At 64.8% G+C, this 22,251-nt stretch carries 26 protein-coding genes; 21 read left to right on the forward strand and 5 right to left on the reverse strand.

Translation table 11 applies throughout. The features are described 5' to 3' along the window. From A9513_RS09520 to A9513_RS09600, 17 genes are all read left to right on the forward strand, one after another. On the forward strand, positions 1-231 hold a 231-nt coding region (locus A9513_RS09520), incomplete at its 5' end, for a cbb3-type cytochrome c oxidase subunit II (RefSeq protein ID WP_176707227.1). 5 nt (positions 232-236) lie between these two features. Then, on the forward strand, positions 237-428 hold the full coding sequence (locus tag A9513_RS09525) for a CcoQ/FixQ family Cbb3-type cytochrome c oxidase assembly chaperone (RefSeq protein WP_024763940.1): 192 nt from the start codon (positions 237-239) through the stop codon (positions 426-428). Continuing rightward, positions 425-1,390, forward strand: coding sequence for a cytochrome-c oxidase, cbb3-type subunit III (ccoP, locus tag A9513_RS09530; protein ID WP_024763939.1), 966 nt, complete (start codon positions 425-427; stop codon positions 1,388-1,390). Before A9513_RS09525 ends, ccoP begins: the two co-directional genes overlap by 4 nt. A 210-nt stretch (positions 1,391-1,600) precedes the next feature. Further along, positions 1,601-3,016, forward strand: coding sequence for a cytochrome c oxidase accessory protein CcoG (gene ccoG, locus A9513_RS09535; RefSeq protein ID WP_038803520.1), 1,416 nt, complete (start codon positions 1,601-1,603; stop codon positions 3,014-3,016). A 141-nt stretch (positions 3,017-3,157) separates the two neighbouring features. Continuing rightward, complete coding sequence (locus tag A9513_RS09540; protein WP_240157971.1) at positions 3,158-3,691, forward strand: FixH family protein; 534 nt, start codon at positions 3,158-3,160, stop codon at positions 3,689-3,691. Next, entirely contained in the window at positions 3,688-6,165 is a 2,478-nt protein-coding gene (locus A9513_RS09545) for a heavy metal translocating P-type ATPase (protein ID WP_065084579.1), read from the forward strand. Before A9513_RS09540 ends, A9513_RS09545 begins: the two co-directional genes overlap by 4 nt. Position 6,166: 1 nt before the next feature. Further along, on the forward strand, positions 6,167-6,388 hold the full coding sequence (gene ccoS, locus A9513_RS09550) for a cbb3-type cytochrome oxidase assembly protein CcoS (RefSeq protein ID WP_024763937.1): 222 nt from the start codon (positions 6,167-6,169) through the stop codon (positions 6,386-6,388). Next, positions 6,381-7,106, forward strand: coding sequence for a sulfite exporter TauE/SafE family protein (locus A9513_RS09555; RefSeq protein ID WP_024763936.1), 726 nt, complete (start codon positions 6,381-6,383; stop codon positions 7,104-7,106). Before ccoS ends, A9513_RS09555 begins: the two co-directional genes overlap by 8 nt. 72 nt (positions 7,107-7,178) lie before the next feature. After that, positions 7,179-8,561, forward strand: coding sequence for an oxygen-independent coproporphyrinogen III oxidase (hemN, locus tag A9513_RS09560; protein ID WP_024763935.1), 1,383 nt, complete (start codon positions 7,179-7,181; stop codon positions 8,559-8,561). Positions 8,562-8,817: 256 nt separating this feature from the next. Then, positions 8,818-9,552, forward strand: coding sequence for a transcriptional regulator Anr (anr, locus tag A9513_RS09565; protein WP_024763934.1), 735 nt, complete (start codon positions 8,818-8,820; stop codon positions 9,550-9,552). A 115-nt stretch (positions 9,553-9,667) separates the two neighbouring features. After that, entirely contained in the window at positions 9,668-10,216 is a 549-nt protein-coding gene (locus A9513_RS09570) for an adenine phosphoribosyltransferase (RefSeq protein WP_024763933.1), read from the forward strand. Positions 10,217-10,489: 273 nt separating this feature from the next. Next, the gene (locus A9513_RS09575; RefSeq protein WP_024763932.1) at positions 10,490-11,320 is read left to right on the forward strand and encodes a metal-dependent hydrolase; all 831 of its coding nucleotides are present in this window, start codon (positions 10,490-10,492) and stop codon (positions 11,318-11,320) included. A gap of 170 nt (positions 11,321-11,490) precedes the next feature. Then, complete coding sequence (gene cydP, locus A9513_RS09580) at positions 11,491-11,697, forward strand: cytochrome oxidase putative small subunit CydP (protein ID WP_065084580.1); 207 nt, start codon at positions 11,491-11,493, stop codon at positions 11,695-11,697. Continuing rightward, positions 11,694-13,271: a cytochrome ubiquinol oxidase subunit I gene (locus A9513_RS09585; RefSeq protein WP_065084581.1), complete on the forward strand. Its 1,578-nt coding sequence runs from the start codon at positions 11,694-11,696 to the stop codon at positions 13,269-13,271. The genes cydP and A9513_RS09585 overlap by 4 nt, the downstream gene beginning before the upstream one ends. 7 nt (positions 13,272-13,278) lie before the next feature. Then, positions 13,279-14,418: a cytochrome d ubiquinol oxidase subunit II gene (gene cydB, locus A9513_RS09590; RefSeq protein WP_065084589.1), complete on the forward strand. Its 1,140-nt coding sequence runs from the start codon at positions 13,279-13,281 to the stop codon at positions 14,416-14,418. A gap of 12 nt (positions 14,419-14,430) precedes the next feature. Continuing rightward, positions 14,431-14,538, forward strand: coding sequence for a cytochrome bd-I oxidase subunit CydX (gene cydX / locus A9513_RS09595; protein WP_024763928.1), 108 nt, complete (start codon positions 14,431-14,433; stop codon positions 14,536-14,538). Then, positions 14,525-14,824: a cyd operon YbgE family protein gene (locus A9513_RS09600; RefSeq protein ID WP_065084582.1), complete on the forward strand. Its 300-nt coding sequence runs from the start codon at positions 14,525-14,527 to the stop codon at positions 14,822-14,824. Before cydX ends, A9513_RS09600 begins: the two co-directional genes overlap by 14 nt. A gap of 18 nt (positions 14,825-14,842) precedes the next feature. Here the strand turns inward: A9513_RS09600 and A9513_RS09605 are convergent, their stop codons facing one another. Next, entirely contained in the window at positions 14,843-15,238 is a 396-nt protein-coding gene (locus A9513_RS09605) for a GFA family protein (RefSeq protein ID WP_065084583.1), read from the reverse strand. A 30-nt stretch (positions 15,239-15,268) separates the two neighbouring features. Beyond that, complete coding sequence (locus tag A9513_RS09610; RefSeq protein ID WP_083196068.1) at positions 15,269-15,964, reverse strand: TetR family transcriptional regulator; 696 nt, start codon at positions 15,962-15,964, stop codon at positions 15,269-15,271. Positions 15,965-16,078: 114 nt separating this feature from the next. Between A9513_RS09610 and A9513_RS09615 the strand changes: the two genes are divergently transcribed. From A9513_RS09615 to A9513_RS09625, 3 genes are all read left to right on the forward strand, one after another. Beyond that, a complete protein-coding gene (locus tag A9513_RS09615) occupies positions 16,079-17,632 on the forward strand; it encodes an NAD(P)/FAD-dependent oxidoreductase (RefSeq protein ID WP_065084585.1) in 1,554 nt (517 codons plus the stop codon). Then, positions 17,629-18,519: an SDR family oxidoreductase gene (locus tag A9513_RS09620; RefSeq protein ID WP_065084586.1), complete on the forward strand. Its 891-nt coding sequence runs from the start codon at positions 17,629-17,631 to the stop codon at positions 18,517-18,519. The genes A9513_RS09615 and A9513_RS09620 overlap by 4 nt, the downstream gene beginning before the upstream one ends. A 161-nt stretch (positions 18,520-18,680) precedes the next feature. Then, positions 18,681-19,220, forward strand: coding sequence for a CbrC family protein (locus A9513_RS09625; RefSeq protein ID WP_024763922.1), 540 nt, complete (start codon positions 18,681-18,683; stop codon positions 19,218-19,220). 13 nt (positions 19,221-19,233) lie between these two features. Here A9513_RS09625 and A9513_RS09630 read toward each other — a convergent pair whose 3' ends face one another. Together A9513_RS09630 and ftrA are read right to left on the reverse strand one after the other, a co-directional pair. Next, positions 19,234-20,382 carry an acyl-CoA dehydrogenase family protein gene (locus A9513_RS09630; protein ID WP_065084587.1) on the reverse strand — a complete coding sequence of 383 codons (1,149 nt, stop codon included), beginning with the start codon at positions 20,380-20,382 and terminating at the stop codon, positions 19,234-19,236. A gap of 75 nt (positions 20,383-20,457) precedes the next feature. Next, positions 20,458-21,426, reverse strand: a complete 969-nt coding sequence (gene ftrA, locus A9513_RS09635; protein WP_065084588.1) for a transcriptional regulator FtrA — start codon at positions 21,424-21,426, stop codon at positions 20,458-20,460. A gap of 93 nt (positions 21,427-21,519) precedes the next feature. Here ftrA and A9513_RS09640 point away from each other — a divergent pair, with 93 nt between their 5' ends. Continuing rightward, positions 21,520-21,963 carry a rhodanese-like domain-containing protein gene (locus A9513_RS09640; RefSeq protein WP_024763919.1) on the forward strand — a complete coding sequence of 148 codons (444 nt, stop codon included), beginning with the start codon at positions 21,520-21,522 and terminating at the stop codon, positions 21,961-21,963. A 47-nt stretch (positions 21,964-22,010) separates the two neighbouring features. Here A9513_RS09640 and A9513_RS09645 read toward each other — a convergent pair. Further along, on the reverse strand, positions 22,011-22,251 hold a 241-nt coding region (locus A9513_RS09645), incomplete at its 5' end, for a toprim domain-containing protein (RefSeq protein ID WP_141678368.1).

Genomic DNA, 22,251 nt, shown 5'->3' on the forward strand with positions numbered 1-22,251 from the left:
CCGCGCAACGTGGTCCCGGAATCGAAGATGCCCTCCTACCCCTGGCTGGTGGAGAACAAGCTCGACGGCAAGGACACCGCGAAGAAAATGGAAGCCCTGCGTACGCTGGGCGTGCCTTACACCGACGAAGACATCGCCGGTGCTCGTGATGCCGTCAAAGGCAAGACCGAGATGGACGCTGTGGTCGCCTACCTGCAAGGCCTCGGCACCATCATCAAGAGCAAACGGTGACAGTGATGGATATCGGGACCATTCGCGGTATCGGCACTGTAGTAGTGATGGTCGCCTTCGTCGGCGTCCTGCTCTGGGCCTACGGTGGCAAACGCAAGGAGCGCTTCGACGAAGACGCCCTGCTGCCCTTCGCGGATGACCCGGTCGCCAAAAAGCACGTCGAGCAAGAGCAAGCTTCTAGGAGCAACAAAGAATGACAACCTTCTGGAGTCTGTACGTCACCGTACTTACCCTGGGCACCATCTTCGCCCTGGCGTGGCTGCTGTTCGCCACCCGTCGCGGTCAGCGCAACGAAGCCACCGACGAGACCGTCGGCCATGCCTTCGACGGCATCGAGGAGTACGACAACCCGCTGCCGAAGTGGTGGTTCATGCTGTTCGTGGCCACCTTCATCTTCGCCCTCGCCTACCTGGCCCTGTACCCGGGCCTGGGCAACTGGAAGGGCCTGCTGCCGGGCTACCAGGACAAGGCCGAATTCGCCAACGGCGAACAGGGCTGGACCGGTGTGCACCAGTGGGAAAAGGAAATGGCCAAGGCCGATGAGAAGTACGGCCCGCTGTACGCCAAGTTCGGCGCCATGCCGATCGAGGATGTGGCCAAGGACGAGCAGGCCCTGAAAATGGGTAACCGCCTGTTCGCTTCCAACTGCTCCGTCTGCCACGGTTCCGACGCCAAGGGCGCCCACGGCTTCCCGAACCTGACCGACGCCGACTGGCGCTGGGGCGGCGAGCCGAAGGACATCATCGCCACCATCGAAGGCGGTCGCCACGCGGCCATGCCGGCCTGGGGCGAAGTCATCGGCGATGCCGGCGTTCATGATGTAGCAGCCTTCGTCACCACCAAGCTCGACGGCCGCAAGCTGCCCGAAGGCGTGACTGACGAGCAGGTCGCCAACGGCCAGAAGATCTTCGCCACCAACTGCGTGGCTTGCCACGGCGCTGAAGGCAAAGGCACTGCGGCCATGGGCGCGCCGAACCTGACCCACCCGGCCGCGTTCATCTACGGCTCGAGCTTCGCCCAGCTGCAGCAGACCATCCGCTACGGCCGCCAGGGCCAGATGCCGGCTCAGCTGGAGCGTCTGGGTAAAGACCAGGTCCACCTGCTGGCTGCCTACGTGTACAGCCTGTCACATGGCGAAGGTGAGAAGAGCGCCGAATAAGCCTCCCTTTCCTACACCCATAGCGACACCCAGCGGCGCCGGTTTCTACACCGGCGCCGCTCTATTTCTGGGTCCATAATTCCTTGCGCGACCAACTGTCGCACCGTTGCAACACCCACCACGCCGTATCATTGTTAGGCGTGCAAGCATATTTCTGACCCTCTCGGCATGTATCGACAGGGCGCCCTCCCGCTGCCGTGGAATGCACTGATGAGCAAACAGATTCCGGTCCAGGACGTCACTCCGCCCACCAAGGGCAAGGGTGAAAGCGTCGACCTTTATGCCTCCCGGGAAAAGATCTACACCCGAGCCTTTACCGGGTTCTTCCGCAACCTCCGCTTGGCCGGGGGCGCCCTCCTCTTCCTTCTCTATTTCGGCACCGTATGGCTGACCTGGAACGGTCGCCAGGCGGTCCTCTGGGATCTGCCCGAGCGCAAGTTCTACATCTTCGGCGCGACCTTCTGGCCGCAGGACTTCATCCTTCTCTCCGGGCTGCTGATCATCAGTGCGTTCGGCCTGTTCTTCATCACCGTGTTCGCCGGCCGCGTCTGGTGCGGCTACACCTGCCCGCAGAGCGTGTGGACCTGGATCTTCATGTGGTGCGAGAAAGTCACCGAAGGTGACCGCAACCAGCGCATGAAGCTCGACAAGGCCGGCTTCAGCGGCAACAAGCTGCTGCGCAAGGTCGCCAAGCACAGCCTCTGGCTGCTGATCGGCCTGGTCACCGGCCTGACCTTCGTCGGCTACTTCGCCCCCATCCGCGAACTGCTGATGGAACTGGTCACTGGCGAAGCCGACGGCTGGGCCTACTTCTGGGTCGGTTTCTTCACCCTCGCCACCTACGGCAACGCCGGCTGGCTGCGCGAGCAGGTGTGCATCTACATGTGCCCGTATGCGCGCTTCCAGAGCGTGATGTTCGACAAGGACACCCTGATCGTCTCCTACGATCCGCGGCGTGGCGAGAGCCGTGGTCCGCGCAAGAAAGGCGCCGACTACAAGGCCCAGGGTCTGGGCGATTGCATCGACTGCACCATGTGCGTTCAGGTCTGCCCGACCGGCATCGACATCCGCGACGGCCTGCAGATCGAATGCATCGGCTGCGCGGCGTGCATCGACGCCTGCGACAGCATCATGGACAAGATGAACTACCCGCGTGGCCTGATCAGCTACACCACCGAGCACAACCTGTCCGGGCAGAAAACCCATCTGGTGCGCCCGCGCCTGATCGGCTACGCCATCGCCCTGTGCATCATGATCGGCCTGCTGATCACCGCCATCCTCCTGCGCCCGCTGGTGGGCTTCGACGTCAGCAAGGACCGCGTGCTCTACCGCGAGAACGCCGAAGGCCGCATCGAGAACGTGTACAGCCTCAAGGTCATGAACAAGGACCAGAAGGACCATACCTACGTACTCAGCGCCAAAGGCATGGATGGCCTGATCCTGGAAGGCAAGAAGGAAATCTCGGTCGCGGCCGGGGACATCTTCAGCATGCCGGTGGAACTCTCCATCGACCCGGAGAAGCTGCCCTCCACCACCAACGAGATCAGCTTTACCATCCAGTCGGTGGACGACCCGTCCATCAGTAAGGAATCCACCAGTCGCTTCATCGGTCCGCGTGTTCGTTGAACCAATGCTGAACGAATTGGCACCCCATGTTGCACATGGGGTGCCAGTAGCGATCCAAGGACGTAGAATTCGCCCGCCCCTTCACCGGGCGGCGTCCCGCAAGGCGCCGCCAGCGAGAGATCAAAGAGCATGCAATCGGCCATGAAGACACCCGTGGAACCCTGGTACAAGCACCTCTGGCCGTGGATCATCATCGCCATGCTGGCCACCTCGATCTTCCTCAGCCTGACGATGGTCAATATCGCCGTGAACAACCAGGACTCCCTGGTCAGCGACAACTATTACGAAGCCGGCAAGGGCATCAACCGCTCCCTTGACCGCGAGCACCTCGCCCAGCAACTCAAGCTGCGGGCGAAGATCAGCTTCGACGAGCTGACCGGCGAAGTGGACCTGCGCCTCACGGGCGACAGCCATCCGGCCACGCTTACCCTGAACCTGCTCTCCCCCACCCTGGAATCCCAGGACAAGCACCTGGAACTGCGCGCCAGCCCCGCCGAGCCGGGCCGCTACACCGCCAGCCTGGATGCCGCCGTGAAGGGCCGCCGCTTCGTCGAGCTGCTCGGCGAGGAGAACGGCAAGACCTGGCGTCTGTTCGAGGAAGAAAAGGTCGCTCCCGGCGCTACCTTCGACCTCGGCGACGAGCCCCTCAGCGGAGATGAAGCCGAGCGCCCATGAGCGCCGCGCTGCTCTGTTACCACTGCGCGCTGCCGGTCCCGCCCGGCGGCCGCTTCACTGCGCCAGTACTCGGCGAAACCCGCGAATTCTGCTGCCCGGGTTGCCAGGCCGTGGCCGAGGCTATCGTTGCCGGCGGCCTGGAAGGCTATTACCGCCACCGCACCGAAGCCGCCCCCAACCCTGACGCCCTGCCCGAACAGCTCGTCGACGAGCTGAAGCTGTTCGACCGCCCCGACGTTCAGCAGCCCTTCGTCCAGCATCAGGGCGATCTCGCCGAGACCACCCTGATCATGGAAGGCATCAGCTGCGCCGCCTGCGGCTGGCTGATCGAGAAACACCTCAAGGGCCTGCCCGCCGTCGCCGAGGCTGGTCTCAACCTGTCCAACCACCGTCTGCATGTGCGCTGGTCCGACAACGAGCTGCCGCTGAGCGAGCTGCTTGCCGAACTGCGCCGTATTGGTTACGCCGCGCACCCCTTCCAGCCGGACCGCGCCGCCGAACAGTTGCACCAGGAGAACCGCAAGTCCCTGCGCCAGCTGGGCGTCGCCGGCCTGCTGTGGTTCCAGGCAATGATGGCGACCATGGCCACCTGGCCGGAATTCAACATCGACCTGAGCCCCGAGCTGCACGAAATCCTGCGCTGGGTGGCGATGTTCCTCACCACACCCATCGTCTTCTACTCCTGCCAGCCGTTCTTCCGTGGCGCCGTGCGCGACCTGCGCACCCGCCACCTGACCATGGATGTCTCGGTGTCCCTGGCCATCGGCGGCGCCTACCTGGCTGGAATCTGGACCGCCGTCACCGGCCACGGCGACCTGTACTTCGACGCCGTCGGCATGTTCGCCCTGTTCCTGCTCGCCGGCCGCTACCTGGAACGCCGCGCCCGCGAGCGCACCGCCGCCGCGACCGCCCAGTTGGTCAATCTGCTGCCCGCCTCCTGCCTGCGCCTGGACGGCAGCGGCCAGAGCAGCCGCGTACTGCTCAGCGAACTGAACGTGGGCGACCGCGTGCTGGTCCAGCCCGGCTCGGTGATCCCCGCCGATGGCCTGATCCTCGACGGCCAGTCCAGCGTCGACGAATCCCTGCTCACCGGCGAATACCTGCCGCAGCCGCGCCAGAGCGGCGACAGCGTCACCGGCGGCACCCTCAACGTCGAAGGCCCGCTGACCGTACAGGTCAAGGCCCTGGGCGGGGACAGCCGGCTGTCAGCCATCGTCCGCCTGCTCGAACGCGCCCAGTCGGACAAGCCGCGCCTCGCCGAACTCGCCGACAAGGCCGCGCAGTGGTTCCTCATCGCCTTGCTGGTGCTGTCCGCCGTGGTCGGCCTGTTCTGGTGGCAGCACGATGCTTCCCGCGCCTTCTGGGTCGTCCTGGCGATGCTGGTGGCGACCTGTCCCTGCGCACTGTCGCTGGCCACACCGACGGCCCTGACTGCCGCCACCGGCAGCCTGCACAAGCTCGGCCTGCTGGTGACCCGCGGCCACGTGCTGGAAGGCCTGAACCACATCGACACGGTGATCTTCGACAAGACCGGCACCCTCACCGAAGGCCGCCTCACCCTGCGCGCCGTGCGCCCGCTGGGCTTGTTGGACAGCGACACCTGCCTGGCACTGGCTGCCGCGCTGGAGAACCGCTCCGAACACCCTATCGCCCGAGCTTTCGGCCGCGCACCGCAGCCCGCCGAGAATGTCGAGAGCCACCCCGGCCTGGGCCTGGAAGGCCGGGTTGGCGAGCGTCGCCTGCGCATCGGCGAGCCGTCCTTCGTCTGCGCCCTGAGCGGCAGCGACGCGCCCCAGCATCCGCAGGAACCCGGCCAGTGGCTGCTGTTGGGCGATGACAGCGGCGCCCTCGCCTGGCTGGTGCTGGACGATCGCATCCGCGAAGACGCCGCCGACCTGCTCGAAGCATGCCGCGCCCGCGGCTGGCGCACCCTGCTGCTCTCCGGCGACAGCTCACCCATGGTCGACCGGGTCGCCGCCGAACTGGGCATCGACGATTGCCGTGGCGGCCTTCGCCCGGATGACAAGCTCGAAGTCCTGCGTCAGCTGCACCAGCAAGGCCACCGCGTGCTGATGCTGGGCGATGGCGTGAACGACGTGCCGGTACTGGCCGCTGCCGACATCAGCGTCGCCATGGGCTCGGCCACCGATCTGGCGAAGACCAGCGCCGATGCCGTGCTGTTGTCCAACCGCCTGGACAGCGTGGTGCAGGCCTTCGGCCTGGCTCGTCGCACCCGTCGGGTCATCATCGAGAATCTGGTCTGGGCGGGGCTGTACAATGGGCTGATGTTGCCCTTTGCTGCCCTCGGCTGGATTACGCCGGTGTGGGCTGCGGTGGGCATGTCGATCAGCTCGCTGACCGTGGTGCTCAACGCCCTGCGCCTGACCCGGCTGCCCAAGGGCGCCGGCGCCCCGACAGCGACCACCGCCCTGCCAGCCGCCCCACAAGCGGCGCAGGCGCTGCCACGGAGTTGAAATGCCCGCTCTCTACATAATGATTCCGGTTGCCGTGGTGATCGTCGGCATCTGCATCGCGATCTTCTTCTGGGCGGTGAACAGCGGCCAGTACGACGACATGGACGGGCCCGCCCACAGCATCCTGTTCGACGACGAGGATCCCAAGCACCAGGCCGGCATCGATGAAGCCGAGGGCGATGCCTCGCACAGCAGCCAGAAACAGGACAAGCGCGATGCCTGAACTGGCGCCGCTGCTGGCGTCCGCGCTGATTCTCGGCCTGCTCGGCGGCGGTCACTGCCTGGGCATGTGTGGCGGCCTGATGGGCGCGCTGACCATGGCCATCCCGCCGGAGCAACGCGGACGTCGCCTGCGCCTGCTGCTGGCCTACAACCTCGGACGCATCTTCAGCTACGCCTGCGCCGGCCTGCTGCTCGGCCTGGCCGGCTGGGCCGTGGCGCGCACGCCATTCGCCGCAGCGTTGCGGGTGATCGCCGGCCTGCTGCTGATCGCCATGGGCCTTTACCTGGCCGGCTGGTGGAGTGGCCTGACCCGCATCGAAGCGCTGGGTCGCGGCCTGTGGAAGCACATCCAGCCCTTCGCCAGCCGCCTGCTGCCTGTCGCCAGCGTCCCGCGCGCACTGCTGCTGGGCGCACTGTGGGGCTGGCTGCCCTGCGGGCTGGTCTACAGCACCCTGCTCTGGGCCACCAGCCAGGGCTCGGCCATCGACAGTGCGCTGCTGATGCTCGCCTTCGGCCTCGGCACCTGGCCGGTGCTGCTGGCGACAGGGCTCGCCGCCGAGCGCATCACCGCGCTGCTGCGCAAGCGCAGCGTGCGCATGGCCGGTGGCATCCTGGTGATCCTCTTCGGCCTGTGGACCCTGCCCGGCCCGCACCAGGCCTGGATCATGGGCCACGAGATGCACGCCAGCGCCGGTATTGCCCACCATAAAGCCGCTTGATACAGGTCAACAGGCCTCTATCGGACTCTCCCTAGACTGCGCAGGAAAAGCTCGCCACCGGGGAACATCGGCATGCTCGACAATATTCGCTGGGACGCAGATCTGATACGCCGATACGATCTGTCCGGCCCGCGCTACACCTCCTATCCCACAGCCGTGCAGTTCCACGAAGGAGTCGGACCCTTCGACCTGCTGCACGCGCTGCGCGATAGCCAGAAGGCGCAGCGCCCGCTCTCGCTCTACGTGCACGTCCCGTTCTGCGCGAACATCTGCTACTACTGCGCCTGCAACAAGGTCATCACCAAGGATCGTGGCCGCAGCGCCCCCTACCTCGCCCGTCTCATCCACGAAATCGAGATTGTCAGCCGTCACCTGGGCCGCCAGCAGCAAGTCGAGCAGCTGCACTTCGGCGGAGGCACCCCGACCTTCCTGAGCCCCGGCCAGTTGCGTGAACTGATGGCGCAACTGCGCACCCATTTCCACTTCGTCGAGGGTGACTTCGGCGACTACGGCATCGAGATCGACCCGCGCGAGGCCGACTGGTCGACCATGGGCCTGCTCCGCGAGCTGGGCTTCAACCGCGCCAGCATCGGCGTGCAGGACTTCAACCTGGATGTTCAACAGGCCATCAATCGCCTGCAGAGCCTGGACGAGACCCGCGCCATCATCGACGCAGCGCGCACCCTGCAATTCCGCTCGATCAACATCGACCTGATCTACGGCCTGCCCAGACAGACCCCGGACACCTTCGCCCACACCGTCGAGCAGGTCATTGCCCTGCAGCCCAACCGGTTGTCCGTGTTCAACTACGCGCACCTTCCCGAACGTTTCCCGCCACAACGCCGGATCCTGGCCGAAGACCTGCCCTCCCCTGGGCAGAAGCTGGAAATGCTGCAGCGCACCACCGAGCAGCTCGAAGCCGCCGGCTACCGCTATATCGGCATGGACCACTTCGCCCTGCCGGACGACGAACTGGCGATGGCCCAGGAAGACGGCACTCTGCAGCGCAACTTCCAGGGCTACACCACCCACGGTCACTGCGACCTCGTTGGCCTGGGGGTTTCCTCGATCAGCCAGATCGGCGATCTCTACTGCCAGAACAGCAATGACATCGCCGACTACCAGAACACCCTCGACCAGGGCCAACTCGCCACTCGCCGCGGACTGCACTGCAACAAGGACGATCTCATCCGCCGCGCCGTGATCCAGCAACTGATCTGCCATTTCCAGCTGGACTTCGAGGACATCGAGGACCTCTACAACATCGACTTCCGCGGCTACTTCGCGGAAATCTGGGACGATCTCGAGCGTTTCGCCCGCGATGGCCTGATCACCCTCGGCCCGCGCGGCATAGACGTCAGCGCTTCCGGCCGGTTGCTGGTGCGTTCGCTGTGCATGCTGTTCGACCGCTACCTGCCCATGCAGAACCTGCAGCGCTTCTCGCGGGTCATCTGACGCCCGAGTTCCGCGCAGACGACCGACGGTGCGAGACCAACTGTCGCACCCATTGATACAGGATATGTCGGTCGTCCGAGGGTGTAGGAACAGCCCTGCCCTAGTACTTTTCGAAAGGATTCAAGCCCCGATACCCCGCCGCACTTCCTCATCCCCGTCGCTGGAACCAGCGATTCAGACAGGTCGCCAACTGGCGCGCGACTTGCAGTCTGCGGTACCCTTGGTTTTTGTGTGCCATCCCATTCAAGGAACACTCATGGCCGAAACCATCAAAGTGCGCGCACTGCCACAGGCGCACTGCAAGGATTGCAGCCTGGCTCCCCTCTGCCTGCCCCTGTCGCTGAACCACAGCGACATGGACGCCCTCGATGAGATCGTCAAGCGCGGCCGCCCCCTGAAGAAAGGCGAGTTCCTGTTCCGCCAGGGCGATGCCTTCGGTTCCGTCTTCGCCGTGCGTTCCGGCGCGCTGAAAACCTTCAGCATCACCGACGGCGGCGAAGAGCAGATCACCGGCTTCCACCTGCCCAGCGAGCTGGTCGGCCTGTCCGGCATGGACACCGAGAGCTACCCGGTATCGGCCCAGGCCCTGGAAACCACCTCGGTGTGCGAAATCCCCTTCGAACGCCTGGACGAACTCTCCGAGCAGCTGCCGCAACTGCGCCGCCAGTTGCTGCGGGTGATGAGCCGGGAAATCCGCGATGACCAGCAGATGATGATGCTGCTGTCGAAGAAGACCGCCGACGAGCGCATCGCCACCTTCCTGGTGAACCTCTCCGCGCGCTTCCGCGCCCGTGGCTTCTCGGCCCAGCAGTTCCGCCTGGCCATGTCGCGCAACGAAATCGGCAACTACCTGGGCCTGGCGGTGGAAACCGTCTCCCGCGTGTTCACCCGCTTCCAGCAGAACGGCCTGATCGCCGCCGAAGGCAAGGAAGTGCACATCCTCGACTCCATCGAGCTGTGCGCACTGGCAGGAGGCCAACTGGAAAGCTGATTTGCCCGAAAGCTGACCACCCGGTTGACTTTCCGGTCATCGAAAACGGGCTCGCCACACGGCGGGCCCGTTATACTTTGGCCTCTGCAAAAACCGCATCAGGTGCACATCCAGCATGATCCTCAACCCACTCGACCTGAAGTCCGTGATCCGTGCCGTTCCCGACTTTCCCAAGCCCGGCGTCATGTTCCGCGACATCACCCCGCTGTTCCAGTCGCCGCGAGCCCTGCGCTTCGTCGCCGACAGCTTTATCCAGCGCTACGTCGAGGCCGACTTCACCCACATCGGCGCCATGGATGCGCGCGGCTTCCTGATCGGTTCGATCATCGCCTACGAACTGAACAAGCCTCTGGTGCTGTTCCGCAAGCGCGGCAAGCTGCCGGCCGACGTACTGGCCCAGGCCTACGAGACCGAGTACGGCGAGGCCCTGCTGGAAGTCCACGCCGACAGCCTGTGCGAAGGCGACAGCGTGCTGATCTTCGATGACCTGATCGCCACCGGCGGCACCCTGCTGGCCGCCGCGCAACTGGTACGCCGCATGGGCGCCAGCGTGTTCGAGGCCGCTGCGATCATCGACCTGCCGGAACTGGGCGGTTCGACCAAGCTCAACGACGCGCAGATTTCCACCTACAGCCTGACCGCCTTCGCCCTCGACGAAGCCTGATCGGCGCTGTTTCCGAAAACGGGCGCTACGGCGCCCGTTTTCGTTTCCGGCCTTCGCACGGGCGCCCCATCCAATGGCTGGTGATGACCGCTTTGGCCTGATTCGACCCCGCCGCGGCCGGAAATGACCTGGCGATTGTCCGACAAGACTCCGAACATGACATCAACCGATGACACATTCGAAGGTGGCATCGCGAACTAACGACAGGGCTTGCCTGGGTGCCGTACCTGCCACGCACCTCGCTCCCGCCCGCACAACAACAAGGAGTTAGTCATGAACGCCAGTACCACGCCGATCCGCGCCAACTTCCCGGTCCGCCGCATGGATTTCACCTTCAGTGAAACCCCGAAGTACTGGTGGGACGGGCAGCCCTTCATGACCCACTTCATGAACAACCTGTCTTCGCTGTTCCCCTACGGCGAGAAGTTCTTCGTCGACAGCGTGCGTGCGGTGCGCGAGCGCATCCAGGACCCGCAGCTGCAGAAGGACGTCAGCGCCTTCATCGGCCAGGAGGCCATGCACTCCAAGGAGCACGCGGCCTACAACGAATACGCCGACGAGCACGGCATCGACCTGGAAACCCTGGAACTGCGCATCAAGGTGCTGCTCGAATCGATCAGCAAGGTCACCACCAAGAAGCATCAGCTGGCGATCACCTGCGCCCTGGAACACTTCACCGCGACCATGGCCGAACAACTGCTCAAGCGCGAAGACCTGAGCGGCCAGATGAAGTCGGACAAGATGTACAAGCTGTGGATGTGGCATGCCGTCGAGGAGAATGAACACAAGGCAGTGGCCTACGATGTCTACCAGCAGGTCTACGGCGGCTACTTCACTCGCACCGCGGTCATGCTGCTGACCACCGTGATCTTCCTCAGCGTCATCGCCGGCTTCCAGATCAACCTGCTGCGCCGCGATGGCCAGCTGTTCAACTGGCGCAGCTGGAAGCATGGCCTGGGCGTGCTGCTGCACCCGCGCCGCGGCTACTTCGTCAACCTGATCCGCCCCTGGCTGGACTATTTCCGCCCCGGCTTCCACCCCTTCGACCACGATACCAAGGCGCTGGAAACCCGCTGGAAAGAGCAGCTGGACTTCGCCGGCTGATCACCGCCAAACCTCGCTCAACGTCGAAAAACGCCAGGCATCGCCTGGCGTTTTTCATTTTCACCGCGCACCGCGACAACCAGTCACTACACTGAGCAGGGTTTCCGGAGTCCAATGGAACGCGCAGCTCATGCAGAACCATGTCACGAATTGCGAGCCAAGGAGGTTAGATGCCCCACCAAGCCCCCTCCCCTTGGAAGGTTCCGCTCGTCCGTGAGCTGACCCTCATCCTGCTGATCAAGCTGACCCTGCTGCTGGTCATCAAGGCCGTCTGGTTCGGCCAGCCTACCGTCCCCGGTGACGGCTCCCGCGTCACCAGCCAGCACCTGCTCGGCGACAGCCGCCCGAGCGACGCCGAGAAGGAGAGCGCCCGATGATTTCCGAAGCCGTCGTAGACCTGTCGCGCCTGCAGTTCGCGATGACCGCCATGTACCATTTCCTGTTCGTGCCGCTGACCCTCGGCCTGGCCTTCCTGCTGGCGATCATGGAGTCGGTCTACGTGATGACCGGCAAGCAGGTGTACAAGGACATGACCCAGTTCTGGGGCAAGCTGTTCGGCATCAACTTCGCCCTGGGGGTCACCACCGGGCTGACCATGGAGTTCCAGTTCGGCACCAACTGGGCCTACTACTCCCACTACGTCGGTGACATCTTCGGCGCGCCGCTGGCCATCGAAGGCCTGATGGCCTTCTTCCTCGAATCGACCTTCATCGGCCTGTTCTTCTTCGGCTGGGACCGCCTGTCGAAGGTCCAGCACCTGTCGGTGACCTGGCTGGTGGCGTTGGGCTCGAACCTTTCGGCGCTGTGGATCCTGATCGCCAATGGCTGGATGCAGAACCCGGTGGGCGCGGAGTTCAACTTCCAGACCATGCGCATGGAGCTCACCGACTTCGGTGCGCTGCTGTTCAACCCGGTGGCCCAGGTCAAGTTCGTCCATACCGTCGCCGCCGGCTACGTCACCGGGGCGATCTTCGTCCTCGCCATCTCCAGCTACTACCTGCTGAAAAAGCGCGACCAGGGCTTCGCCCGGCGCTCCTTCGCCATCGCCTCGGCCTTCGGCCTGGCCTCGATCCTCTCGGTGATCATCCTTGGCGACGAGTCGGGCTATGAGATCGGCGACGTGCAGAAGACCAAGCTGGCCGCCATCGAGGCGGAATGGGAAACCCATCCTGCCCCCGCCGGTTTCACGCTCATCGGCCTGCCCAACCAGGAGGAGCAGCGCACCGACTATGCGATCAAGATCCCCTATGTGCTCGGCCTGATCGCCACTCGCTCACTGGACAAGGAGGTCACCGGGATCAAGGACCTGCTGGCGCAGCACGAGGCGCGCATCCGTCACGGCATGACCGCCTATGCCCTGCTGCAGAAGCTGCGCGGCGGTGACAAATCCGAGGCTACCCTGGCGCAGTTCAATCAGGTGAAGAACGACCTCGGCTACGGTCTGCTGCTGAAGAAGTACACGCCCGAGGTGATGGACGCGACCGAAGAGCAGATTCGCCTGGCCACCCTCGACACCATCCCCGATGTGTTCACCCTGTTCTTCAGCTTCCGCATCATGGTCGGCTGCGGGTTCCTCATGCTCGCTCTGTTCGCCTGTGCGTTCTATGCCTCGGCGCGCAAGAACGAGGAGCGCAAGCGCTGGCTGCTCAAATGGGCGCTGTGGAGCCTGCCACTGCCCTGGCTGGCCGCGCAGACCGGCTGGTATGTCGCCGAACACGGCCGCCAGCCCTGGTCCATCGGTGAGGTACTGCCGGTGCACCTGTCCGCTTCCAGCCTCAGCACCGGCGATGTCTGGGGCTCGCTGCTGGCGTTGATCGCCTTCTACAGCCTGCTGCTGGTGGTGGAGATGTACCTGATGATCAAGTTCGCCCGCCTCGGTCCATCGAGCCTGCACACCGGCCGTTACCACTTCGAGCAGGGCCATGCGGCCAGCGGCGCGGCCACGGCGTAAGGAGACGATCATGGACTACGAAACGCTGAAACTGACCTGGTGGGTGCTGATCGGAGTGCTGCTGATCGGTTTCGCCCTCACCGATGGCTTCGACATGGGCGCCATGGCACTGATGCCCTTCGTGGCGAAGACCGACAGCGAACGACGGGTGGCGATCAACACCATCGCCCCGCACTGGGACGGCAACCAGGTCTGGTTCATCACCGCCGGCGGCGCCCTGTTCGCCGCCTGGCCGATGGTCTATGCCACCGCGTTCTCCGGGTTGTACTGGGCGATGCTGCTGGTGCTCTTCGCCCTGTTCTGCCGCCCCGTCGGTTTCGACTACCGCAGCAAACTGGAAAACCAGCGCTGGCGTGCGGTCTGGGACTGGGCGCTGTTCGTCGGTGGCTTCGTCCCGGCGCTGGTGTTCGGCGTGGCCTTCGGCAACCTGTTCCAGGGCCTGCCTTTCAGCCTCGATGAGATGATGCGGCCGTCCTACCACGGCAGCTTCTTCGCCCTGCTCAACCCCTTTGCCCTGCTCGCCGGAGTGGTCAGCCTGAGCATGCTCTGCCTGCACGGCGGCGCCTGGCTGATGCTGCGCACCGACGGAGAACTGGCTGAGCGTTCCAGGCGGGCCGCGCAGTTGTGCGCACTGGTCTACCTGCTGACCTTCATCGCTGCCGGTGCCTGGGTCAGCCTAGGCATGAACGGCTTCGCCCTGCTCTCGAGCATCGACGGCAATGCGGTGCTGAACCCGTTGAACAAGGAAGTTGCGCTGTCCAACGCCGGCTGGCTGGCCAACTACCACGCCTACCCCGCGACCATCGCCGCCCCCATCGTCGGCATCCTCGGCGGCCTGCTGGCCCTGGCCGCGGCCAGCGGCGGGCGCGGCGGCCTGACCTTCCTGGGCAGCGCCCTGGCGATCATCGGCACCCTGTGCACGGCAGGCTTCGCGCTGTTCCCCTTCGTCTTCCCCTCCAGCGAGAACCCGGCGGCGAGCCTCACGATGTGGGACGCGGTTTCCAGCCACAAGACCCTGGGCATCATGTTCGTCGTGGCCTGCATCTTCGTACCGCTGATCCTCTGCTACACGCTGTGGGGCTACGTGAAGATGTGGGGCCGCCTGAACCGCAAGCACATCGAAGCCAACTCCCACGGACTCTACTGAAGGAGCAACCGCATGTGGTACTTCACCTGGATACTCGGCGTCCTGTTGGCCTGCAGCTTCGGCATCATCAATGCGCTGTGGCTGGAAACCACCCAGGATCTGGACAGTGACGACGACTGACGCAACCTTCCTGCGCCACCCCGCCAGCCGCACCTTGTCACTGCTGCTGGCGATTCCCCTGGCGCTGGTCCTGCTGATCCATCCCGCCGCCATGCTCGACACCCAGGGCCGCTACAGCCATGGCCTGCTGATGCTGGCGATGCTCGGGGTCAGCGCCGGTTTCGTCCACGGGGTGGGCTTCGACCCACGCGGCCTGCCCTGGCGCTGGGTGTTCGGGCCGCTGTGCGGCTGGGCACTGATGGCGCTGGGCTACGCGCTCCTGCTCAAGGCGCAATTGGGCCTGTAGAACCACGACGGGCTCATTTCAGCCCTCGGAGCGCCGCGGCAGGTCATCGACCGTGTCGAACCAAGACAGTTGCGACGAACACCATACGTGGCACTGCGGCTCGATCCGCTCCGGCTCGTCCAGGGTGACGATGTTCAGCCCTACCGTTTCACCGTCACGCACGCGGAACTCCATGGGCGTACCGCACTTCACGCAGAAGCGCCGCTCGCCGTCTTCACTGGAGCGCCACAGGCCGAGTTCGCCGGCGGTGTAGGCAAACCCCGCCAGCGGAATCACCGCCCACGGAACAGCCGGCGCGGCATTGGCCTTCTGGCAGATGCGGCAGTGGCAATAGCCGATTTCCTCCGGTTGCGCATCCACGCGGTAGCGCACCGCGCCGCAGGCGCAGCCGCCGAAGAGGGGAAAAGGCAACATGGTGAGGCTCCCGTGACAGCCTAAGCAGACTCAGAGCCTATCCAACATTCCCAGGGTCTGCAGGACCGCGACACCGGTGAAGAGCAACAGGATTTGTCGCTGGGCCAGGGCGCAGACCTCCTCGCGCAACTCCGGCGGACGCTCCAGGTAGTCCAGCGACTGCTGGAACAGCTGCCGGCTGATCAGCCGCGACAGCTGGTCCAGTTCGCCCACCTCGACGTCCGGTAGCAGATGGAATTGGCGGATGTCCTCGGCCATGTCCTCGCCGAATTCGTCCATCACCCGCGCCAGTGCCTCACGCAGTACCGGCGACGGCCCGTGCAACTCGCGCACGCCGATGATGAAAGCCTGCGGGTTGCGCTCGACGAAATCAAAGAACAGCCGCACAGTCTCCCGGGTGACGCGCTGGCCGCGCTCCAGGTCCAGGCCGAACGGCACACTGGCCGCGCTCGCCCCCGGTAGCGCGCGCTCGGCCGCCTCACGGCGCAGGTCGCGCAACGGCTGGCGCAACTGGGTAGCGATGTCGCGGATGATCGCCAGGCCCAGGTCGTCCACGTCGCTGAAATGCCGGTAGAAGGTGTTCGGGTTCAACCCCGCTTCCCGCGCCAGCTCCCGCAGCCCGAGGTTGCTCAGGCTGCGCCGGCTGGCCGCCAGGCGCAGCGCCGCGTCGATCAGTGCGCGCTTGCCGGCGGCCTGCGTTGGCCGTTCTTCCTGTTCGATTTCCATGTGTCTGGCGGCCGACCCCATCTAAGGTTGGTTGTTCCTGAAGTATACAGATGTCTACATTCCATCACGTAGACAGTTGTATACGCCAGCAATAATCATAACAGGAGCATGGCCATGAGTACGGTTGTGAGTACCCAACCAAAGACTGCCCCCAGACATTGCAAGGTCGCCATCATCGGCACCGGGTTTTCCGGGCTGGGCATGGCGATCCGCCTGAAGCAGGAAGGCGAGAACGATTTCCTGCTGTTCGAAAAGGATGCCGGCGTCGGCGGCACCTGGCGGGTCAACAACTACCCGGGCTGCGCCTGTGACGTGCAATCCCACGTCTACTCCTTCTCCTTCGAGCCGAACCCGGACTGGACGCGCATGTTCGCCCGCCAGCCGGAGATCCGCGCCTACCTGGAGAACTGCTGGAAGAAGTACCGACTGGAAGACAAGACGCTGCTCAACACCGAGATGGCGCGTTTCGAGTGGAGCGATGAGCAGCAGCTCTGGCACCTGTTCGACGCCGCCGGCAACCACTACACCGCCAAGGCCGTGGTCTCGGGCATGGGCGCCCTGTCGATTCCCTCTATCCCGGCGCTCAAGGGCCTGGAGAATTTCCAGGGCAAGGCCTTCCACTCGCAGCAGTGGGACCATGACTACGACCTCAAGGGCAAGCGTGTGGCGGTGATCGGCACCGGCGCCTCAGCCATCCAGTTCGTCCCGGAAATCCAGCCGCTGGTGGCCAAGCTCGATCTCTACCAGCGCACCGCACCGTGGATCCTGCCCAAGCCGGACCGTGCCATCAGCGAGAAGGAACGTGCGCGCTTCCGTCACTTCCCGGCGGTACAGAAGCTCTGGCGCGGCGCCCTCTACAGCATGCTAGAAGGCCGTGTGCTGGGCTTCACCTTCGCGCCCTGGGCGATGAAACTGGTGGGCAGGCTGGCCGAGCGCTTCATCCGCCAGCAGGTCAAGGACCCGGACCTGCGCCGCAAGCTGACCCCGGACTACACCATCGGCTGCAAGCGCGTGCTCATGTCGCACAACTACTACCCGGCGCTGGCCGCCTCCAACTCCTCGGTGATCGTCGACGGCATCCGCGAGATCAAGGCCAGCAGCATCATCAGCGCCGACGGCCGCGAGCGGCAGGTGGACGCCATCATCTTCGGTACCGGCTTCACCGCCAACGATCCGATCCCGCGTGGCGTGGTATTCGGCAAGGACGGCGTGGACCTGCTCGATACCTGGAAGAACGGCCCGGAAGCCTACAAGGGCACCATGACCCGCGGCTTCCCCAACCTGTTCTTCCTCATGGGCCCGAACACCGGTCTGGGCCACAACTCCATGGTCTACATGATCGAGTCGCAGATCACCTACGTGCTGGGCGCCATCAAGCTGATGGACCGCCGCGAGCTGCAGAGCGTGGAGGTCAAGAGCGACGTCCAGGACCAGTGGAACGCCAAGCTGCAGCGCGGCCTCAACCACAGCGTGTGGAACACCGGCGGCTGCAAGAGCTGGTACCTGCACCCGGTGAGCGGGCGCAACTGCACCCTGTGGCCGGGCTTCACCTGGCGCTTCCGCGCGCTGACCAGCCAATTCGATCCCAGCGCCTATCATTTGAAGTCCAAGCCGCTGCCCAGCCCTGTCGTCCAACCCCAACGCCACGCAGAAGAGGTGCCGGCATGAAGAACTTCGAGAACAAGGTTGCCGCGATCACCGGCGCGGGTTCGGGCATCGGTCGCGCCCTGGCCATCGAACTGGCCTCCCGCGGCTGCCACCTGGCTCTGGCGGACGTGAATGCCGCAGGCCTCGAGGAAACCCGCCAGTTGCTCTCCTCCACCGGCGTGCGCGTGTCCATCGACACCGTGAACGTCGCTGACCGCGAGCAGGTGCATGCCTGGGCCGACAAGGCCGCCCGCGAGCACGGCAAGGTCAACCTGGTGTTCAACAACGCCGGCGTCGCCCACGCCGGCACCGTGGAAGCCAGCGACTATGAAGAGTACGAGTGGATCACCAACATCAACTTCTGGGGCGTGGTCTACGGCACCAAAGCCTTCCTGCCGCACCTGAAGGCATCCGGTAACGGCCACATCGTCAACGTTTCCAGCGTGTTCGGGCTGTTCTCCCAGCCTGGCATGAGCGCCTACAACGCCACCAAGTTCGCCGTACGCGGTTTCACCGAATCACTGCGCCAGGAGCTGGACATGGAGCGCGCAGGCGTTTCGGCCAGCTGTGTTCACCCCGGCGGCATCAAGACCAATATCGCCAAGACCGCGCGGATGAACGACAGCATGGTCAAGGTCACCGGGCAGAACGCGGAAGCTGCGCGTACCCAGTTCAACGACCAGTTGCTGCGCACTACGCCGCAGAAAGCTGCGCAGGTGATCATTCGCGGCGTGGAGCGTGATTCGCGGCGCATCCTGATCGGCCCGGACGCCCACGCCATCGACGTGATGTTGCGCCTGCTGCCGGTCTGGTATCAGAAGGTGGTCACCGGCAGCATGAAGCTGGCCAAGCGCTTCGCTCCGAAACCCAAGCGCAAGTCAGCCGCCGAGGGTTACGAGGCCAAGTAAGGCTCTGCCGCAACGAATCCCTTTTCCCTGTCGGACCGGCGCCCATCCCCCTTACCCCCGGATGGGCGCCGCTTTTTCAATTGTCGAGTCGGGCTGTCATCCACTAACCGCTGTTTATACTGGCTAGCCGCTGCCAGGCAATAACACCAGGGATGACGACCATGAGCCAGACACTGCCCACCTTCCGCTACCACCCCGAACCGCTTTCCACCGGCAGCGTGGTGGCCTCGGCAGAAACCTGCCGGTGTTGCGGCCAAAAGCGCGGCTACGTCTACACCGCCTCGGTGTACACGCGACACGACCTGCCGGAAAACTGCCTGTGTCCCTGGTGCATCGCCGACGGCAGCGCTGCAGAGCGTTTCGAGGCCAGTTTCGCCGATGACTATCCGCTGCTGGACGCCGGAGTACCCGATGCCGTGGTGCGCGAAGTCTGCGAACGCACGCCGGGGTTCGCCTCCTGGCAGCAAGAGCATTGGCTGAACTGCTGCGGCGACGCCTGCGCCTTCCACGGCGACGCCAGGCGGGAGGACATCATCGCCCTCGGCGCCGCCGAGCTGGCCGGGCACTTCGCCGACTTCGGCTGGCCGGAAAAAACCTGGCTACAGGTGATCGAGCACTACGAGCCAGCGGGCAACCCGGCGATCTATCACTTCCGCTGCCTGCATTGCGGCAAGACGCGCTACGGTATGGACTTCACCTGAACCCCAGGGCATCTCAAAGCCCCATCTGCTTGGCGATGATCTCGTTCATGATCTCCCGCGTGCCGCCACCGATGGAGAGGATGCGGTTGTCGCGGTACAGCCGCTCCACCAGGCTCTCGCGCATGTAGCCCATGCCGCCCAGCACCTGCACCGCGTCGTAGGTCACCCGGTCGGCGATGTCGGTGGCGAAGTTCTTGGCCATGGAGATTTCCTTGATCACGCTCTTGCCCACCGCCATCTTCGCCGCCTGCCGATAGGTGAACTCTCGGGACACTTCGACCTGAGTGGCCATTTCCGCCAAGCGATGCTTGAGCACCTGGAACTTGCCGATCGGCTTGCCGAACGCCTCGCGCTCGCGGCACCACGCCAGCGCTTCGTCCAGGGCGAGTTGCGCAGTCATGTTGGCCATGATCGCCAGCGCCAGGCGCTCGCTCTGGAAGTTCGCCATGATGCAGGCGAAGCCCATGTTCTCGGCGCCGATCAGGTTTTCCGCCGGCACCTTGCAGTCGTCGAAGAACAGTTCGGCGGTGTCCGATGCCCACCAACCCATCTTCTTCAGCTTGCGGCTGACCGTGAAGCCGGGAGCGCCCTTCTCCACCAGCAGCAGGCTGACGCCACCAAAGCCGTCGCCGCCAGTGCGGACGGCCACGGTGTAGTAGTCGGCACGCACGCCGCTGGTGATGAAGGTCTTGCTGCCGCTCACGCGGTAGTGGTCGCCATCACGCACGGCGCGGGTCTTCAGGCCGGCCACGTCGGAGCCGCCGGACGGCTCGGTGACCGCCAGCGCCATGATCTTCTCGCCGGCCAGCACCTGCGGCGCGATGCGTTCACGCAGCTCCGGGCGGCCCCACTTGATCAAGGGCGGCAGGCCGATATCCAGCGAGCCCAGCCCCGCCACCAGCCCACCGGAGCCGCAGCGCATCAGCTCTTCGCTGGCTGCCACCTTGGCGAACAGATCGCCCTCGTGGCTGCCGCCAAGCGCTTCCGGATAACCAATGCCAAGGATGCCCGCCTCGCCGGCCTTGCGGTACAGCTCGCGGGGAAACTCCTCGGCCTCCTCCCAGTCAGCGACATGGGGCAGGATTTCCCGCTCGACGAAGCGCCGTACGCTGTCGCGGACCAGGCGGTGGCTGTCATCGAAGTACTCGGTGAACACGGACATGGCAAGGCTCCAGACGGTTTGCGTGAAACTTACCTAGCGCTTGCTTGGTTTACAAGGCGAGACACCCGCCATCGGCTAGGACAGATACGCCGTCCCGAATCGCTCGCGGTAAATCGATGGTGCCACCCCGGCCGAGCCACGAAAGGCGTTGCGGAAGCTCTCCACGGTGCCGAAGCCGCATTGCTCGGCGATTCGCCCAACGCTGTCGGTGCTGCCTTCCAGCAGTTCACGGGCTCGCGCCATACGCTCGTGCTGCAACCACGCCTTGGGCGTCATACCGGTGGCTTCGCTGAAGCGGCGCAGGAAAGTGCGCTCGCTCATTGCCACGCGGCTGGCCAGTTCGCCCACCGAGATGGATCGGTCCAGACGCTGGCGGGCCCAATCCAGCAGCCCGGCGAGATCGTGCCGGGGCGCCTGGGCCACGGGCGCGGGGATGAACTGCGCCTGGCCGCCAGCGCGTTGCGGCGACATGACCAGCCGGCGAGCCACGTTATTGGCCACCTGTACGCCGAAATCCCGCGCCACCAGATGCAGGCAGGCATCGATGCCCGCTGCACTGCCAGCGGAGGTAATCACCTGTCCGGCATCGACATAGAGCACTTGCGCATCCACTTCGATGCCAGGGAAGCGTTCGGCCAGCTCCTCGGCATAGCGCCAGTGCGTGGTGGCACGCTGGCCGTCGAGCAAACCGGTGGCTGCCAGGACGAAGACGCCCGAGCAGATCGACAGCAGCCGTGCGCCCTGGTCGTGGGCCTTGCGCAGCGCCTGTACCAGCTCGGCGGACGGCGCCTCGGCGCGGTCCCGCCAGCCCGGCACGATGATAGTGCCAGCCGTTTCGAGCGCCTCCAGCCCGCCATCGGCCAGCACGTGGATGCCGCCCATGGCGCGCATCGGTCCGGCGTCGACGGCAACGATGCGGTGGCGGTACCAGGCAAAGTCGAATTCCGGGCGCGGCAGGCCGAAGATCTCAACGGCGATGCCGAATTCGAAGGTGCACAGGCCGTCGTAAGCGAGAACGGCCACTGCGAGGGGATCACGCTGCATTTGGCGGAAAACTTCCGATCACTGTCCAGGCCGCCACTTTAGCCGGCTTTCGCGGCTGCATACAGTGGTCCCATCTTCCCCAGGAGCCTTGTCATGCCCAGCCTTGTCAGCCAATTCCCCGCCGCCCTGCCCGCCGACGCCCTTGTCCATTTCAGCCATCGGCTGGCCTTCGAGACCGACTGCTCGGACGTGAACGACGCCCTGCAGAATGGCGAGCAGGATTTCGTCCTGCTCGATGTGCGCAACGCCGCTGCCTTCGCCCATGGCCATGTACCCGGCGCGCTGAACCTGCCAACACGGGAGATCGACGCACGACGCATGGCGCAGTTTCCGGCGGGTACCCTGTTCGTCGTCTACTGCGCAGGCCCGCACTGCAACGGCGTGCACCGCGCTGCCGCCAAGCTCGCAGCGCTGGGCCTGCCGGTGAAGGAGATGATCGGTGGCGTGACTGGCTGGCTGGACGAGGGGCTGGCGCTGGTTGGCGCAGTGGAAGAATCGCGGCGTGCCGACAGTCAAGGCATCAGCTGCGCCTGCTGACCCCGAATGCAACAAGGCCGGAATCTCTCCGGCCTTGTTCGAATCTGTCAGTTGCTGATCGGCCGGCGTCCTGCCAGGGCGTGAGCCAGCGTGCCGCCGTCCACCAGTTCCAGTTCGCCACCCAGCGGCACGCCGTGGGCGATGCGCGACAGCACCAGGTCACCGCCGCCCAGCAACTGGGCGATGTAGTGGGCGGTCGCCTCGCCTTCCACCGTGGGGTTGGTGGCGAGAATGATCTCGCTGAAACTGCCGGCCTTGATTCGCGCCTCAAGCTCAGGAATGCCGATG

This window comes from Pseudomonas sp. AU12215, assembly GCF_001675465.2.
GTDB classification, from domain to species: domain Bacteria; phylum Pseudomonadota; class Gammaproteobacteria; order Pseudomonadales; family Pseudomonadaceae; genus Pseudomonas; species Pseudomonas nitroreducens.